A 16978-nucleotide genomic window follows, 5' to 3' on the forward strand; every position below is an offset into this window, starting at 1 on the left:
CACGGTAGTTTGAATGGTGTACGGACTCCTCCGGACTCTGCGGCGGCGGCCTACTTCCCCAGCAATAGCGGCGCCTCCACCCCCGCCGTGGTCGAAAGGAACGCACGTGCCACTTATCGGAACCTCGGACCTGGAAATCTTCCCGCTGGCCCTCGGGGCGAACACCTTCGGCTGGACCGCCGACGTGGACGAATCCCACGAGGTGCTCGATGCCTTCACGGCGGATGGCGGCAACCTCATCGACACTGCCGACGGCTACTCGGCCTGGCTTCCCGGCAACAGGGGCGGCGAATCGGAATCCATCATCGGTTCCTGGCTGGCGACGCGCGGTGCCGGCGACGACGTCGTCATCGCCAGCAAGGTCGGCACGCACCCGGACTTCGCCGGTCTCGCCCCGGCGAACGTGGCCGCGGCCGCCGACGCCTCGCTGGCGCGGCTCCGCACCGAAGCCATCGACCTCTACTACGCGCACTACGACGATCAGGACATCCCGCTGGCGGACACGATCGAGGCCTTCGGCCGACTCGTGCAGGCCGGCAAGATCCGGCACATCGGCCTGTCCAACTACTCCCCCGAGCGGGTCCGCGAGTGGATCCGGCTCTCCGACGAGCTCGGCGTACCGCGCCCGGTCGCGCTGCAGCCCCGCTACAACCTCGTGGCGCGCGAGCCGTACGAGACGCAATACGTGTCACTGGCCGCCGAGCACCAGCTGTCCGTCCTGCCGTACTCGGCCCTCGCGTCCGGCTTCCTGACGGGCAAGTACCGGACGCCCGAGGATTTCGCGGACGTCGCCCGCCGCAAGGGCGTCGAACGGCACTTCTCCGACGCCGGCCTCGGAGTGATCGACGAGCTGCACCGGATCGGCTCCCGCCACGGTGAGGAACCGGCCACCATCGCCCTGGCGTGGCTCCGCGCCAAGCCGGAGATCGCCGCCCCCATCGCCAGCGCGCGGGTCGTCGAGCAGTTGGGGTCGTTGTTGGCGGCCGCCCGGCTGGACCTTTCCGCCGAAGATGTCCGGGCGCTGGACGAGGCATCGTCCCCGGCGGCCTACCTGAACTGACGGACCGGCCGCGCCCCCGCTTTCCTCGGCGCGGGACTACAGCGACACGATGAGGAGAGTGGCGGCGAACACCAGCCCCGACGCCGAGCTCCGCCGCCGTGCCGAGCATGATGGGCGCCTCCACGGCGAACTGTCCGCCGCCGGAGGGCACGAAGAAGTTGACCAATCCGGCGCTCAGGAACGCGAGGATCCCGAAGGTCTGCGGGGTCGAGACGGCGACAAACGCATCGGAGAAGACCTCGATCAGACCGGCTCCGGTCATGATGCCGAGGATCCCCGCGCAGAGCGAAACCGCAGGAGGATCTCGCCGACGTTGGACGCGGCGTGTTTGGTGAGCGCGACGAGTTCGAACGGGTTCCGCGCACCAGCAGCAGGATCAGCGCCAGGAACGTCCAGTTGACGATGTCCAGGGTCAGCGTTGCGGGCCAGCTCGATGATCTTGTCCCCGGAGCGGGCGCCACCAGGAACAGGGCGAGTGCGACGACGATCGTCGCGACGGTGGCGACCATGTTCCAGACGGAGAACGTGGTCTCGGAGATGGGCAGCACGCGGCCAAGCTCGACGGCGATGAACGAGTCGGGCGTTGCCGCGGTCAGCGGACCGGAGCCGGAGTAGCCCATGTGCCAGACCACGAATCCGGCGAAACCGCACGCGACGAGCATCGGGAAATGCAGCCTGAGACCGCGTTCGCGTCCCTGCGCGGCGACTTCCTTGGCCAGCAGGGCGCCGACGACGAGCCCCAGACCCCACGTGATCAGCGAGGCGACGGCGGCCACGAGGAAGACGAAGAGGTAGGCCTGGATGGCCGTGCGGGGCACCCCGCCCAGTGCCCGCAGCAGCTTGCGGACCGGCCGCCGACGGCATGGTGATGTGATCCCCACCTTCGTATCGAAGGCCGCGGCGAAAACCGTGTCGACACCGCACCGCGGGAGTCCGCGCGCCGTTAGAGCCTGCGCGCCCCGGGTCCCGGCGCCACCGTGAAGATGTCCGGCGTCGCGTAGCCCGCCTCGGAGAAAGCCGAGCGAATCCGGTCGGCGACCGACTCGGCGTCGGCCGCCCCGACCAGCGCGATCGCCGAGCCGCCGAAGCCCCCGCCGGTCATGCGCGCGCCCAACGCGCCGGCTTCCAGCGCGGTATCCACCGCGAGGTCGAGCTCCACGCAGGAAATCTCGAAGTCGTCGCGCATCGAGGCGTGGCTCGCCGTCAGCAGGTCGCCGATCGCCGCCGGGCCGACCGTGCCGGCGTCGTCCGTGGCGCTTTCCAGCAGCCGGACCGTTTCCAGCACCCGCTCGTTTTCCGTGACGATGTGGCGCACGCGGTGGAAGGTCACGTAGTCCAGCGCGTCCCCCGACTCGTCCAGGCGCGTCCCCGTGACGTCCCGCAGCGAGCAAACGCCCAGTGTCTCCGCCCCACGGGCACAGGCGGCGACGAGTTCCTTGTACCCGCCGGTGTCGTGCGCGTGGCTGATCCGCGTGTCCACGACGAGGATGGCCAACCCGTGCGCGGCGAGCGGCAACGGCACCTGCCGGTCCGCGCGGCTTCGGCAATCGAGGAACAACGCGTGGTCCGCGGTGCCGAGCAGTGCCGCCGACTGGTCCAGTATGCCGGTGGGCGCGCCGACGAAATCGTTCTCCGCCTGCCGGCACAGCAGCACCAGTTCGCTTCGGCCGAGGCGCGCGCCGGTCAGTTCGTCGATGGCCAGGGCGACGGCGCATTCGATCGCGGCGGAGGAGGAGAGTCCCGCCCCGATCGGCACGTCCGAGTCCAACAGGACGTCGAGCGCCGGGACATCGACCCCGCGCTGCTGGAAGGCCCAGGCGACTCCGGCGATGTAGCGCGCCCACGGCTCGACGGCGTCCCGGGACAACCCTGCGAGCGACACCCCGACGACGGCGGGGCGGGCCCCGGCGTCGTCGACATCCTGGAGGGTCGCCATGCGTAGCGTGCGGTCCGCCGCTGCGGGCGCCGGGGGATCCGGCCGCAGCCGCACGGCGACGCGCGCGCACCGGTCGATCGCGAACGGGAGGACGTATCCCTCGTTGTAGTCGGTGTGCTCGCCGATGAGGTTAACGCGGCCCGGCGCCGCCCACACGCCGTCGGGCTCGGCGGCGTAAAGGTCGACGAACGCGCTGGCGAGGGCTGCGCCGTCGTTCCGTGTGCTGGTCGGAACCCGCTCCGTGCTCATATACGTCCTCCCAGGCCTGCCGCGGCGTCCCGCAGGCGTTCCGCTGTCGATTCGGGAGTCACGTCCCCGATGAACGCTCCCATGGCGGCCTCGGAACCCGCAAGGTATTTCAGCTTGCTCTCCGCCCGGCGGGGCGAGGTGAGCTGGAGGTGCAGGCGCGCCTCGGCCCGGTCCGGGTGGCGGGTGGGCGCCTGGAACCACGCCGAGATGTAGGGCGTGGGCGTTTCGTACAAGGCGTCGACTGTGCGCACCAGGCGCAGGTAGACGTCGGCGAGCTCGCCGCGCTCGGCAGGGGTCAGCTCGGCGAGGCTCCCCACGTGGCGGTGCGGGACGATGTGGGCCTCGACCGGCATCCTGGCCGCGAACGGAACCAGGACCGTCCAGTGCTCGCCACGTTCGACGACGCGTTCCCCGGAGTCCACCTCGAATTCCAGGATGTCGCCCATCAGGTTCCGCCCGGTCCGTGCGCGGTGGGCCTTGGCCTGTGCCAGGTGCGTCAGTGTGCGGGCGGGCACGTACGGGTAGGCGTAGATCTGGCCGTGCGGGTGGTGCAGGGTGACGCCGATGTCCGCGCCCCGGTTCTCGAACGCGAAAACCTGCTCGACGCCGGGCATCGCCGACAGGTCGGCGGTGCGCTGCGCCCACGCCTCGACGACGGTCCGCGCCCGGACCGGGCCCAGGTCCCCGAAGGAGTCCGTGTGGCCGGCCCCGAATGCGATGACCTCGCAGCGCCCGTGCGCCGGTGCGGCCGTTCCGAGGTCCGGTTCCGGCACGGTGTCGAGCTGCCTCGGACCGAAGGAGGGGAAGCGGTTTTCGAACACGACGACGTCGTAGTCCGGCGCCGGGATCTCCGTGGGGTGCCCCCCGTCCGTGGGGCACAGCGGGCATTCGTCCGCGGGCGGGAGGTGCGTGCGGGCCTGCCGGTGCGCCGCGAACGACACCCATTCCCCCGTCAGCGGGTCCCAGCGCAGCTCGGACGCGTCCGGGCGCGGCGGAAGCTCCCGGAGATCCGCCGGCGGCGCGAAGGCGGCGCCGCTGTCGCCGTCGAAGAAGTACAGCAGTTCCCGGCCATCCGCCAGGAGCGACCTCACGGGCCGGTGCGGGGCGTCGTCGATGGTCGGCACGGCCGCTCCGGATCCGTGTTCGGGAGTGGTGTTGCGGCGTTGCGCGGGGATCACTGGGCCACCGCTTCCTGGTTGCGGGGAGATTCCTGAAAACGGAGCAGCACGGCCCGTTCGGGATTGAGCACGGGCATCGGGATTCCGATGGTGGCCAGGTGGCGACCGGTCGCGACGATGCCGCCGTCCCACCACGCCGGCGCCCCGCGGTGCCCGAAGGTCCCCGGTTCGTTGCCGGGGACGAAGCCCCGGACGCTGTAGGTCCTCCCAGGGTCCAAGCCCGGAACGGCGATGCGGCCGGGGGCCTCGTTGTCCGATGCGGCCAGCGCCACGAAGGCGAACAACGCATCCGCGCGGTCGGACGCCACCGTCCCGTACAGGGAGTACGCCCGCTCCACGAGGTCGGCTCGGACGGCCGTGCCCGTGTGCAGCAGCGCCCGGTGCTCCTTGTAGAGGGCCACCAGTTCGCGGAGCGTCTCCCGGTCGGGCCCCACGGCATCCCGGATGTCCCACTCCATGCCGAAGTGGCCGAAGAGCGCGGTGATGCCGCGGAACGCTAGGGCGTGCGTGCGCCCGGACGTGTGCGCGGTGCCCGGGCCGATGTGCTGTCCCACCAGTTCCGGTGGCAGTACGCGCTGCGTCCATTCCTGGATGGTTTGCCGCGCCAGCGCGTCGTTGGAGTCGGACGCCCACACGCGGTCGGTGTGCTCCAGGACTCCCAGGTCCACCCGGGCCCCGCCGGAGGAGCAGGACTCGATCTCCAGTCCCGGGTGCCGCGCGCGCAACTCGTCCATCAGCCGGTATGCGGCCAGGGTCTGGCGGTGCTGCGATGGGCGGCCGGCGGAGGCCATGTCCGTGAGGTCGCGGTTCTGGTCCCATTTGAGGAACGCGATGGGTTCCCCGGCGTCGCGGCATTCGGCTAGGACGGCATCGATCGCGTCGAGGATGTGGGCGAAGGCCGCCGGGTTGGCCAGGTCGACGACGTGTTGCCGCCGCCACGTCGGCGCGAGGGAGTCGTTCCGCGCGCGGCACAGCCAGTCCGGATGGCTGCGTACCAGGTCCGAATCCGGGTTGGCCATCTCCGGTTCCACCCAGAGGCCGAACTCCATGCCCAGCGAACGCACGTGGGAGACCAGCGGAAGCAGCCCCCCGGGCCATGCGTCCGGGGACACCCGCCAGTCGCCGAGTCCGGAGGTGTCGTCGCGGCGCGATCCGAACCACCCGTCGTCGAGCACGAACCGCTCCACACCCAGTTCCGCCGCAGAGCCGGCCAGTTCCTTCAACTCGCCGAGGTCGTGGTCGAAGTAGACGGCCTCCCACGTGTTCAGCACCACGGGGCGGGGGCGTGCCGGATGGCTCGGCCGGGAGCGCAAGTGGCGGTGGAAACGCTCCGCCACCCCGTCGAGTCCGGTGTCCGAGTACGCAAGGTAAAGCCACGGCGTCGTGTGCCTCGTGCCCGGATCCAGCACCAATTCGCGCGTCCCGAACAGTTCGCCGGCGCCGATCACGCGCGACGGCGCCGCGTCGCGTTCGGCGAAGACGGTGGAGTTGCCGCTCCATCCGAAGTGCGCGGCCCAGACTTCGCCGCTCCGGTTGCCGAAGCCTTCGGTCCCGGCCGCGAGCAAGAGCGGGGCGTCGTGTCCGGTGCGTCCACGCCTCCCGGTCCGCGACCAGGTCCCGACGTTGAAGGGTGCGCGCTGCGGGTGGCGTTCCCGGGTCCAGCGCCCGGCGACGTCGAGCAGCTCGCCGGCCTGCTGTCCCACGGGGAGGGCCATAGTCAGTGACTGCACCTCGTAGGGCGCGCCACCGTCGTTCGCTAGCGTGTGGGCCATGCGCAGCAGCCCGCCGTCGAGCAGCTCGAACCTGGTGGTCAGCGACAGGCCGGTCTCCGCATCGGCGGACCGCAGCGTCAGCATGTTGGAGTCCAGGGCAACCGTCGGGTCGGTGAAGCGCGGCGACGTGTCCCGACCGTTGCGGTGCCCGGTGAGCAGTGGGGTGCCGGCGAAGCCGCCGGCCGGTAGCGGCCACAGCGGCGGCGCAACCGGGACGTCGTAGCCCGAGTGGACGGCCGGGCCTGTCACGAGGGAGTCCGGGAGCGGTCCCGGATCGGCGCCGAAATGCACGACGGCGGGTGCCCCGGACGTTTCCAGGACCAGTGCGACGCCGCTTCCGGCCAGACTGACGAGACTCACGTGGTTTCCAAACTCGAGGTGGCGGTGATGGAAATGTCCAGGACCAGTTCGGCCCCGGTGGCGAGGAGTGCATCGCGGGCCGGAACGTCGACGCCGCAGGACCTGCTGCCCAGACCGTGTTGTCCGGCGTCGATGCCCAGGTGCCACGCGGTCGGCGGCGGCAGCTCGCACGGGTGCCCGGCCGCGTCCAGCTCGCTCTGGCTCCAGGGACTCAGGGTGAAGCCGGTGTCCTCGGGGCCGGAAACGACGTCGATGCGCAGCCGCCGGCCGTCGGAGAGCCCCAGCTCCAGGCGGCGCAGTCCGGCCCTCCGACCGTTGGCCTGCGGCATCGGGTACGCCATGTGGAGTTCCGCGGGCGCCGCCGCGTGCCGGCCGAACCGTTGTGCCCGGAGCGAGTCGGCGTAGCCCTCGCCGGGGCCGAGCCCCAACCAGCGCACGGTGTCCGGCCCCTCCGCGAGCGCGTCAAGGGGCACGACGAAATCGAGGCCCAGCCGGGCCAGCGGGAACCCGTATTCCTGCAGCGCGTCCATGCGGGCGCTCAGCCTGAGGGTGCCGGCGGGTCCGGAGGTCGCGGAGGGGCCGGCCGCCGCGGTCCAGCTCGTCATGACCCGGAAGCCGGTGGCGCGTGCGGGAGGCGCGTAGCGGTGCTCCGCCCGGACGATGCCCCGCCCTCGCTCCAGGGCCACGGTACGCCGCTGCAGCACGTGCAGGCCGGCGTCCCTCCACCGCTGGGCGATGGCCACGACCGGCCCCGGTTCGGTCCCGGCGTGGGCGTCCCAGTCGAAATCGGCGTGAACGGACGGATCGGTGGCGGACACGTGGCGCATGTCCCTCGTGGGTTCGATGGTCCCGGCGTCGTTGTCCGTGGGGGCGCGGAAGGCGCCGAAAGCCGGGCCCCCAAGGGCGATTCCGTCGAACGAGCGAAGCAGCCCGTCGGGTCCGATATCGGCACCGGGCGGCAGTACGCCGGGTGACGGGGCACCGGCGGCGAGAACGGCGGCGCCCCCGGCGGGACCGCCTCCGTTCGTGTTCACCGGGACGCCGGACTGGCCCCAGGCGAGGAGGTGGCCGGCGTCCGCCCACGGAGTGGCGCGGGCGAGCCTGGCTTCGACGGTCAGCACCGCTCCGGCCCGTTCCCGCAGGGTGCGGCGCAGCGCATCCAGAGCCTCGGGCGGCAGGCCCGCCGTCGTGCCTTCGTGCGCCCGCAACGCGGCGAGGGCGAGACCGCCGGACGCGATGGCATGGCCGTCGGAATCGTGTACGGCCCATCCGAAGTCGAACGCCGAGGTGTCGGCGAAGTCCTGCCGGTTGGCGATGGCGACGGACCCGGCGCTGGCGTCCGGTTCGATCCGCACCGGTTCGATGACCTTGGCGTATTCGATCAGGCCCGGCCCGGGCGTCCCGTCGGCGAAGACGAGCCCGTCCAGCACGAAGTTCCCGTCGTGGATGGGTTCGGCGAAATCGCCGCCGTAGGCGTACACGGACGCCCCTCGCGGGGTTTGGGCCAGGATACCGTGGTCCTTCCACTCCCAGACGAACCCTCCCGCGGCGCGCGGGTGCGCGTCGAACAGGACCTCGTAGTCGGTGATCCCGCCGGGCCCGTTGCCCATGGCGTGGACGTATTCGCACAGGAGGTAGGGCTGTCCGGCGATTCGGGCGGAGCCCGCCACGGTGGCCGAGGGGACGGCATCGCCGCGCAGGATCGACTCCGATTCCTTCGGCGTTGCGTACATCCGGGAGTAGACGTCGGTGTACGCGGCATCGTGGTCGCCCTCGTAGTGGACGGGCCGCATGGGGTCGTGTTCGCGGACCCAGTCGGCCATGGCCGCGAGGTTGGCGCCGGTCCCCGACTCGTTGCCGAGGGACCACATCACCACGCTGGGGTGGTTGGCGTCCCGCCGCCAGGTGCGCTCGATGCGGTCCAGGTAGGCATCCCGCCACGCCGGGTCGTCGGAGGGGTTGCGCACCCAGGCCTGCTCGACGAAACCGTGGGTCTCCAGGTCGCATTCGTCGATCAGCCAGAAGCCGAGCTCGTCCGCGAGGTCCATCAGGTGGTGGTTCGGCGGGTAGTGGCTGGTGCGGATGGCGTTGATGTTGTGGCGCTTCATCACCAGCAGTTCGGCGCGGGTGAACTCCTCGGTGACGGCGCGGCCGGCGCGGGGGTCGAACTCGTGGCGGTTCACGCCCTTAAGGCGCACTCTGCTCCCGTTGACGGTGAGCACGCCGGACTCGAGTGCCACGCGGCGGAAGCCCAGGCGCAGGGAGATCTTCTCCCCCGGCGCGGCCAATTCCGCGGCATAGAGCCGGGGAGTCTCCGCCGTCCAACCTTGCACGGCGCCGACCGACACGACCGCGCGGGCGGGCCCTCCGGCGTCGGGCGTGCCCAGCGCGCGTTCGATGCCCAGCTCGGGGATGCGCAGGACCAACGGGTGCGCTGCCACGGTCGCATCGGCCTCGACCGTGAGGGTGCCATGCCCGGCGGCGTAGTCGGCGACCACGCGCACGTCGGTGACGCCCCGGCGCGGCCGGCCGATGAGGCGGACGTCGCGGAAGATGCCCGGGAGCCACCACTGGTCCTGGTCCTCCAGGTAGCTGGCCGCCGAGAACTGGTGGACGCGGACCACCAGCCGGTTCGGCCCGTCGGCACGCAGCGCCGCAGTGGCGTCGAACTCGTGGGTGAGCCGGCTCCCGGCCGCGTGCCCCAGTTCGGTTCCGTTGAGCCACACCTTGAAGACCGACTCCACACCCTCGAAGCGCAGCAGGATCCGGTCCAGGCCCCTCCGCACGGCGTCGCCGAAGCCGAGTTCCTCGAGCGTGAACTCCCGCAGGTGGTCGCCCGTGCCGTTGGCGTCGGGAAGGAACGGCGGGTCCACGGGGAACGGGTAGACCACGTTGGTGTACCAGGGGCTGCCGAACCGGTTCACCCGCCCGGTGACCAGCGGACCGTTTGACTCGTCGAGGACCCAATGACCCGGAACCGCCGTCGTGTCCGGGAATCCGGCGCCGCCGCCCGCCGGATCGGGGTGGGCTGCGGCGACGCTCGGGGCGTAACGGAAGCCCCACCGTCCGGCGAGGGAGGCCTCGGGGCGGTCCGAGGACAGGTGTGCGCGCGCTGGCAGCGCGCCGGAACCCGGCGAGGGGTTGAGATAATACGGGAGATCGGTGGCCGCGGGATCGTCGGCGGGGGTGCGGGCCTCTTGGGTGGTCGCGCTGGAATCCATGGTTGTCCTACTTGTTGGAGCCGAAGGTCAGGCCGGCGACGAAGTGTTTCTGCAGGGCGATGAAGATTACGACGGTGGGCAGCGCGATCATCACGGCACCGGCGGCCACCAGGTTGTTGTCGGTGAAGAACGCGCCCTTGAGGTTGTTCAGCGCGCTCGTGACCGGCATCGCGTCGCCGTCGCGCAGCAGCACCAGGGCCCAGAAGAAGTCGTTGTAGATCCAGGCGAACTGCAAGGTTGCGAGGGCGGCGAGGGCCGGGCGGGTCAAGGGAAGGATGATCTGATGGAACTGCCGCCAAACGCCCGCGCCGTCGACTTGGGCGGCCTCGCCGAGCTCCGGGGGCAGCGCCTTCATGAAGTTGCTCAGCACGAAGACGCAAAAGCCCATCTGGAAGGCCACGTTAATCAGGATCACGCCGAGTTGTGTGTTGTAGAGCCCGACGGAGAGGAACATCCGGTACAGCGGGGTGATGATGACCTGTTGCGGGAGCAGGTTCGCGGCCGTGAAGAACATCAGCAGCGGAATGTTCAGCCCGAAGCTGAAGCGGGCTAGGACAAACGCGGCCATCGAGGACAGGAACAGCACCAGGACGACGGCGGGGACCGCAATCAGGAGCGAATTCAAGAAGTACTTGGGCAGTTCGGCCTGGGTCCACGCGGCGACGTAGTTGTCGAAGTTGAGAGTGTCAGGCAGCGACACGTAGCCCTTGACCGCGGTCTCCGAGTACGGGCGCAGGGAGGTGTAGACGGCCCAGATCAGCGGCGTGAGCCAGAAGAAGGCCCAGACGGCGAGGCTGATGTGCAGGACAACCCTGCCCGGCCGGGCCGCCGCCTTGCGGCGAGGTTCCTGCGGCGCGGTGGTGTCCGTGGGCAGGTCGGAGCGGAGCGGTGTGGAGAGTGCCATCAGCGTTCTTCCTCCCGGAAGGTCTGGACAAGGTAGGTGATGATGAAGACCAGGGAAATGACCAGCAGGATGACCGCGATGGCGGATCCGAAACCGATCCGGCTGGCCTCGCCGATGATGTTGTTGGTGATCAACACGGACAGCAATTCCAGTCCGTTGGTGCCCTTGTTGATGATGTAGACGATGTCGAACGCCCGAAGCCCTTCGATCACCGTGACCACCAGAACCACCACGTTGATGGGCTTCAGCGTCGGGAAGACCACGCGGAAGAATGTCTGGACCTGGTTGGCCCCGTCGATCGCCGCGGCCTCCTTGATGGCGTGGTCCACGCCCTTCAGGCCCGCCAGGTACAGCACCATGATGTAGCCGACGTGGCGCCAGCCCGCCGCCACCAGGACGGCCCAGAGGTTGATGTCCGGATCCCCCAGCCAGTTCACCTCGGCTCCGGTGAGCTGGTTGATCAGGCCCTGGTCCTGCGAGTACAGCAGGGTCCAGATGAAGCCAACGAGCGCCAGGGAGAGCACCACGGGCAGGTAGAAAATGCTCTGGTAGAAGCGGCTTGCGCGGATGTTCTTGTCCAGCAGGACGGCCAGAAAAAGACCCAGCGGCGTGGCGACGAGACCGAGGACGGCCAGCCAGATCAGGTTGTGCTGCAGTGCGGGCCAGAACGGCGGATAGATCGTGGCGATCTGTTCGTAGTTCTGCGTCCCGACCGGCTCGATGGCCGTCACGCCGTTCCAACGGGTGAAGGAAAGGAACACCGATGCCAGCGCCGGTCCCCAGACGAAGGCCAGGACAATGAGTGCCGGGATGCCGAGCATCAGGGCCATGACGATCCGGTCCGAGCCCGAATACCGCCTGACCTTGCCGCGGCCCGGGCGCGGGCGGTTGATGGTTGTCGAAGTCATGGTGTTCCTCTCCTGGCCGGGGTCAGCCGACGAAGATGGCCTTCTTCTGGGCCTCGATGTCCTGCAGCACCGTGTCGATGTCCTTGGGGTCCCTGAGGAAGGACTGCAGCGACGGGACCATCACCGTGGAGGCGAAGTCCGGGCGGGTGTCGCGGTCCAGGAACTGGGCGATGTGCTTCGCCCCGCCCACGACCTCGACCGCCTTCTTCTGCAGCGCCGTGTAGCCGGACGTGTCGATGTTGTTGGCCGGGCCGACGATGCCCTTGTCCGCCTCCGAATTGACCTGTTCAGCCTCCGCACCACCGAGGAACTCCAGCAGCTGCTTGGCCGTTCCCGCATTCTGGGTCCTGGAGCTCATCATGAACCCGTCGGTCGGCGCGTCGATGGCGTCTGTGCCGAAATCCGCGTTGACCTCGGGGAACGTGAAGAAGTCCAGGTCATCGAGGGCCTCGCCACCCTCGGCGTCCTGGAACTGCTGGGACACGAACATTCCGAGGAGGTAGGTGCCGGACTTCTTCTGCAGCAGACCCTGTGCGGCCTCCTGCCAGTCGCGGCCGAGCGCGCCCTCCTGGTGGTAGGGCAGAAGCTTCGCCCACGTGTTGAACACTTCCTTGACCTCGGGCGACTCCCACGAAACCTCGCCGGCAAGCAGTTTGGTGTGGAACTCGTATCCGTTGATGCGCATGTTCAGGACGTCGAAGGTTCCCATGGCCTCCCAGCCGCCCTTGTCCGCGAAGCCGATGGGGGTGAGTCCGTCCTTGAGCATTTCCTCGTTCAGCGCGATGTACTCGTCCAGGGTCTTCGGTTCCGTGTAGCCCTTGTCCGCGAACACTGATTTCCGGTAGAAGACCGCCCACGGGTAGTACGAGAGGGGCACGAAGTACTGCTTGCCGTCGGACGCGGTAGCGGCGTCCTTGAAGGACTGGTTGAAGTTGTCGCCGATCGTGTCCCAGACGGACGAGATGTCGCCGGCCAAGCCCTGGTCGGCGAAGAAGCGCATGCGGTAGCCCGAGAACCACGAGAAGACGTCGTCCGGCTCTCCCTGCAGGTAGGAGTTGATCTGCTCCTGAAAGGTATTGTGGTCGATCGTGTTGATGCGGACCTCGGAGCCGGAGGCCTCGACGAACGCGTCGACGATCTGCTGGTACGCGGCCTTGGGAACGGCGTCGGACTGGTTGGAACCCAGGCTGATGGCACCGGTGCCCGCTGAAACGGCGCCGGCACCGCCCGATCCGCCGCAGGCGGTGAGCGCCGCCAGCGTCGAGAGGCCGAAGGCGCCGCCCAGGACGTTGCGGCGAGTGACGGGGACGCTGGACAGCGGTCCGAGGCCAAGTGGGCTTGGCGACAGCCGCCCTCCGGCGACGGGGTTGGAACGGATAGCCACGGTTTCTCCTTTGAAGTTCACGCACTGGGCCGACCGGTAACGGGTTGGCAATTCTGAATAATCGATCAAACTCGACCATAAACGTACTCAAAACAACTCTGGGCAACTATGACACGGGTCACAGTCCAACACAACAGGTCATGCAATATCGCGGTTTCCCGGAGTAATACTGCAGATAACGGCCTTCACGCGATGAGCACTTAAGTGAACACGATGGAGCAAGAGCATGTTCGTTTTCTTTGCATCATGGCTAGGCTGTCCATATACAACCAGCGAAATGGAGGCGGGTTCATGATTGAGATGCTTCCGCCGCATCGGCAGCAACACATCCTCGACAGGATCGAAAAGCACGGACAGGTGCGCGTCGCCGCGCTGTCTGCCGAACTTGGCGTGTCGGAGATGACCGTCCGCCGCGACCTCAACGCGCTGGCGGCACGCGGCGCCGTCGTCAAGGTCCACGGCGGCGCGACCCGCGAACAGGCCGCCACCAGCGTCGAGCCCGGATTCGTGAAGAAACTGACCCTCGAGTCCGCGGAGAAGGACCGGATCGCGGAGGCTGCGGCCGGATTGATTCACGAGGGAATGTCTGTCGCCCTGACCTCCGGAACCACCACCTACGCGCTGGCCCGGCACTGCACGCGTATCGCGGACCTGACCATCGTCACGAACTCGCCGCGCATCGCGGAGGTGTTCTACGCGGCGGAAAACACCACGCAGACCGTGATTCTGACCGGCGGGGTGCGTACGCCGTCGGACGCCCTGGTCGGCCCGCTCTCCGTCGCGGCCCTCCGCCACCTGCATGTCGACGCGTGTTTCATAGGCGTCCACGGGATGACCGCCGAGGACGGGTTTACGACCCCGAACATGCTCGAGGCACAGGTCAACCAGGCGTTCATCGCCTCTGCCGCGCAGCACATCGTGCTCGCGGACCACACGAAGTGGGGCCTCACCGGGCTATGCCACATCGCACCCCTGTCCGATGCGGACGTACTGGTGACGGATGCGGCGCTGCCGTCGGAGGCCGTTGAGACGCTTCGCCAGTCGATCGACTCGGTTGTTGTGGCGCGCTAGAGATGGCGACACCGTGGAGACGCCCCTGAGCAGTACGCCGGCGCAGCGCGTCGTCGACCGAATCTCGCCTACCCTGCGGCACAACGTCAATGTCATGGACGCGACGGGCCTCATCATCGCCTCGCGCGATACTGCGCGCATCGGGACGCTGCATGCGGGAGCCCGAAAGGCGGCCGCGACGGGCACGGCCGTGCTGATCCACCGCGACGAGGAGCATGAGGGCGGCCTCGCGGGCGCTAATATGCCGTTCGAGATCGACGGACGCGTCGTGGGCGTCGTCGGTCTGTCCGGCGATCCCGCGACGGTATCCCCGCTCGCCGAAGTCGCGGCGCTGGCCCTCAAGCTGCTCCTCGAACGCGAACGGGAGGTGGACGCCGCGGCCAGGCGCGATGCGCTCGCGCGGCCCGCATCCCCGAACGCCGCCGCTCCCCTTGCTCCGCCGTGGCGACTCGCCGCACTGTTGCGGCCGCCCTCCGGGGGCTCGGTCCGCGTCGATTCCCCCACCGACTCCACCGCTGCCCCCGCGACGGCCGCGGCAGGCGCCTCGGACGACGTTACCGACCTGTTCGCGCGCTCGGGCCGCTATCGGTGGGCCTCGTTCCGAGGGGCGACATGGGTCCTTCTCGGTACGTCGGAACACGACGCCGGTGCACTCGCAGCCGCGGCGGTGAGTTCCGGCGTCGTGCCGTTCGCTGCAGGACTCGGCGAAGGCTCTGGCCGCCCTCGCCGCCAGGCCCGACGTCCTGCCCCCGTCCGGTGGTGGACTGCACGTCCGGGACCTCGCTGCGGAACTGGCGGTCGCGTGCATGCCGCGCGAGAGCTCGCGGCACATGGCGGCACGCGTTGCCACCCTCTCGGCCATCCAGCGGCAGACGCTGGACGCCTTCATGGAGGCCGGCGGCTCCGTTTCCGGAGCCGCAAGGGCCCTGTTTGCGCACCGCAACACCGTGATCCAAAGACTGGATCGGATAGCCGTGTCCACGGGCCTGAATCCGCGCGATCCGCGGCAGGCGTTGTCCCTGCGGCTGGGTCTGGTCGCTGCCCGGTCGTTGATTCTTCCCCCGCAGGCCGGGAACGCATCGCCGCTCGTTGATGCGCGCGGGTGTGCAGAACAACCACAACTTTCAGTCTCGTCGACCCGAACTATGGGCAGATTGGCTGTGGTCCCGTGAGTGCGGGCACCCTAGAGTCGAAGGCATGCCCACTACACGTTCCCCGATAGTCGTCGTCGCGCCGGATTCCTACAAGGGCAGCGCCTCCGCGGCCGAAGCCGCCGCGGCGATGGCCCGCGGAGCACGTGCGGCCTACGGACCGGACGCGGAGATCCTCGAGGTTCCGTTGGCCGACGGCGGAGAGGGAACGCTCGACGCGCTGCTCGCCAGCTGGATGCGCGAGCCCATAATGGTCCCGGCAGCGGACGCCCTCGGTCGCCCCCGGACCGCCAGTTATGGTGTCTCGGCCGACGGGAAAACCGGGATCATCGAGGCCGCCGAGGGCAACGGTCTGCCGCACGTCTCCGACGTTCCGCTGCAGCCACTGCGCGCCGACAGCCATGGGGTGGGCCTCATCGCGCGCCGCCTGCTGGACGACGGCGTCGGCGAGATCCTGCTGTGCATCGGCGGTTCGGCCAGCACGGACGGTGGAACCGGCTTGCTCACGGCCCTCGGCGCGCGGTTTCTCAACGAGACCGGTTCGCCCGTGGCCCCCGGCGGCGCGGGTTTGGCCGACGTCCGTTCCGTGGATCTGTCCGGGCTACATCCACGCGCGGCCGCCGTCCGGTGGCGCGTGGCCGTCGATGTGGACAACCCGTTGTGCGGCGATCGCGGCGCCGCTGCGGTGTTTGGTCCACAAAAGGGGGCGACGCCGTCGGACATCGCGCTGCTCGACGCGGGCCTGGAGAACCTCGCCGGCGTGCTGGCCGGCCGCACCACCGAATCGGCGGCAGGTGCCGAACCGTTTATGGCCACCCCCGGGTTCGGTGCGGCCGGTGGATTGCCGCTGTCGCTGGTCGCACTGCTCGGAGCCGAGACAGTGCCCGGCGCCGAGCTCGTGGCGGACGCCGTGGGATTGCGGGCCGCCCTGGCGCGAGCCGACGTCGTGCTGACGGGAGAGGGGAGCCTGGACGCGCAGTCGCTCGGCGGGAAGGTCATCGACGCGGTCCGGCGCATGGCGCCGGCATCGAGTGCCGTCGTCGTTGTGGCCGGAACCGTGCAGCTCACGGCGCTCCAATGCCGCGAGGCCGGCATCACCGCCGCGGTTTCCATCGCGCGGGGGGCGGCGACCCTGCCGGAACTGGTCGCAGACGCCGAGGCGCTCATTGAGGATGCCGCGGCGCACCTGTGTTCGGCGCTTGCCCATCCGCTCAATTCGCCGCGCGCGTTCGGCACAAAGAGCGATTCCTGATCGATGTTTTCGGCGCGCGACCTTGTGCGCGGGAACTGGCGCCCGAGTGGCCCGCCGGTAAACTCGGTGGCACATGAAGACGACTCCGAAAGTCCTATCCGCCGTGCGCATCGACGCCTGGCTGTGGGCGATCCGCGCGTATAAGACGCGTTCCGCTGCGACGGCGGCCTGCCGGGCCGGCCACGTTCGGCTGAACGGACGCCCGGTAAAGGCCGCGCAAACGGTTGTTCCGGGTGACACGGTCCGGGTCCGTCAGCATGGGTCGGAGCGCATCCTCGAGATTCGTGGACTCATCGTCAAGCGCGTCGGCGCGGAGGCGGCGGCGCGTTGTTTCGTGGACCATACGCCGGAACGACCGAAGGAGCTTGTGGCCACCGTTCCCGTGCGCGAGCGCGGAGCGGGTCGCCCGACCAAGAAAGACCGACGCGAGCTGGAAAGACTGCGCGAAACCCTGAAACCACGCGATCGATAGCGTATTACCCATATCCTCCGGCTCGATCGACTGGCAGACGTAGGTGTCGTCGCGAGCGCT

At 69.3% G+C, this 16978-nt stretch carries 12 protein-coding genes and 2 pseudogenes; 6 read left to right on the forward strand and 8 right to left on the reverse strand.

The window, feature by feature from the left end; translation table 11 throughout:
* Positions 1–106: 106 nt before the first annotated feature.
* The gene (locus tag ACHAAJ_RS12605; RefSeq protein ID WP_435728545.1) at positions 107–1060 is read left to right on the forward strand and encodes an aldo/keto reductase; all 954 of its coding nucleotides are present in this window, start codon (positions 107–109) and stop codon (positions 1058–1060) included.
* A gap of 67 nt (positions 1061–1127) precedes the next feature.
* Here ACHAAJ_RS12605 and ACHAAJ_RS12610 read toward each other — a convergent pair.
* The 8 genes and pseudogenes from ACHAAJ_RS12610 to ACHAAJ_RS12645 form a co-directional block, all read right to left on the reverse strand.
* Positions 1128–1914, reverse strand: a pseudogene (locus tag ACHAAJ_RS12610) (TIGR00366 family protein); the annotation flags it as partial.
* Between the two features lie 89 nt (positions 1915–2003).
* Positions 2004–3245 carry a galactokinase gene (galK, locus tag ACHAAJ_RS12615; RefSeq protein WP_435728546.1) on the reverse strand — a complete coding sequence of 414 codons (1242 nt, stop codon included), beginning with the start codon at positions 3243–3245 and terminating at the stop codon, positions 2004–2006.
* Positions 3242–4360, reverse strand: coding sequence for a galactose-1-phosphate uridylyltransferase (gene galT / locus ACHAAJ_RS12620; protein ID WP_435728555.1), 1119 nt, complete (start codon positions 4358–4360; stop codon positions 3242–3244). The genes galK and galT overlap by 4 nt, the downstream gene beginning before the upstream one ends.
* Positions 4361–4419: 59 nt before the next feature.
* On the reverse strand, positions 4420–6555 hold the full coding sequence (locus ACHAAJ_RS12625; protein WP_435728547.1) for an alpha-galactosidase: 2136 nt from the start codon (positions 6553–6555) through the stop codon (positions 4420–4422).
* Entirely contained in the window at positions 6552–9776 is a 3225-nt protein-coding gene (locus ACHAAJ_RS12630; protein WP_435728548.1) for a glycoside hydrolase family 2 TIM barrel-domain containing protein, read from the reverse strand. The genes ACHAAJ_RS12625 and ACHAAJ_RS12630 overlap by 4 nt, the downstream gene beginning before the upstream one ends.
* 7 nt (positions 9777–9783) lie before the next feature.
* Positions 9784–10680 (reverse strand): carbohydrate ABC transporter permease, encoded by an 897-nt coding sequence (locus ACHAAJ_RS12635; RefSeq protein ID WP_435728549.1) that lies wholly within the window; start codon positions 10678–10680, stop codon positions 9784–9786.
* Positions 10680–11588: a carbohydrate ABC transporter permease gene (locus ACHAAJ_RS12640; RefSeq protein ID WP_435728550.1), complete on the reverse strand. Its 909-nt coding sequence runs from the start codon at positions 11586–11588 to the stop codon at positions 10680–10682. The genes ACHAAJ_RS12635 and ACHAAJ_RS12640 overlap by 1 nt, the downstream gene beginning before the upstream one ends.
* 22 nt (positions 11589–11610) lie before the next feature.
* Positions 11611–12972, reverse strand: coding sequence for an ABC transporter substrate-binding protein (locus ACHAAJ_RS12645; RefSeq protein ID WP_435728551.1), 1362 nt, complete (start codon positions 12970–12972; stop codon positions 11611–11613).
* A gap of 291 nt (positions 12973–13263) precedes the next feature.
* Between ACHAAJ_RS12645 and ACHAAJ_RS12650 the strand changes: the two genes are divergently transcribed.
* The 5 genes and pseudogenes from ACHAAJ_RS12650 (at position 13264) to ACHAAJ_RS12670 (ending at position 16918) form a co-directional block, all read left to right on the forward strand.
* Positions 13264–14043 (forward strand): DeoR/GlpR family DNA-binding transcription regulator, encoded by a 780-nt coding sequence (locus ACHAAJ_RS12650; protein WP_435728552.1) that lies wholly within the window; start codon positions 13264–13266, stop codon positions 14041–14043.
* Positions 13973–14413, forward strand: a pseudogene (locus ACHAAJ_RS12655) (sugar diacid recognition domain-containing protein); the annotation flags it as partial. The gene ACHAAJ_RS12650 and the pseudogene ACHAAJ_RS12655, both read left to right, overlap by 71 nt.
* A 460-nt stretch (positions 14414–14873) precedes the next feature.
* Positions 14874–15215 carry a PucR family transcriptional regulator gene (locus ACHAAJ_RS12660; RefSeq protein ID WP_435728556.1) on the forward strand — a complete coding sequence of 114 codons (342 nt, stop codon included), beginning with the start codon at positions 14874–14876 and terminating at the stop codon, positions 15213–15215.
* A gap of 25 nt (positions 15216–15240) precedes the next feature.
* Positions 15241–16446 carry a glycerate kinase gene (locus ACHAAJ_RS12665; RefSeq protein WP_435728553.1) on the forward strand — a complete coding sequence of 402 codons (1206 nt, stop codon included), beginning with the start codon at positions 15241–15243 and terminating at the stop codon, positions 16444–16446.
* Between the two features lie 73 nt (positions 16447–16519).
* Positions 16520–16918, forward strand: a complete 399-nt coding sequence (locus ACHAAJ_RS12670; RefSeq protein ID WP_435728554.1) for an RNA-binding S4 domain-containing protein — start codon at positions 16520–16522, stop codon at positions 16916–16918.
* The last annotated feature ends 60 nt before the right edge of the window (positions 16919–16978 follow it).

The organism is Arthrobacter arnarulunnguaqae, assembly GCF_051262515.1.
In the GTDB taxonomy this organism is placed as follows: domain Bacteria; phylum Actinomycetota; class Actinomycetes; order Actinomycetales; family Micrococcaceae; genus Arthrobacter_N.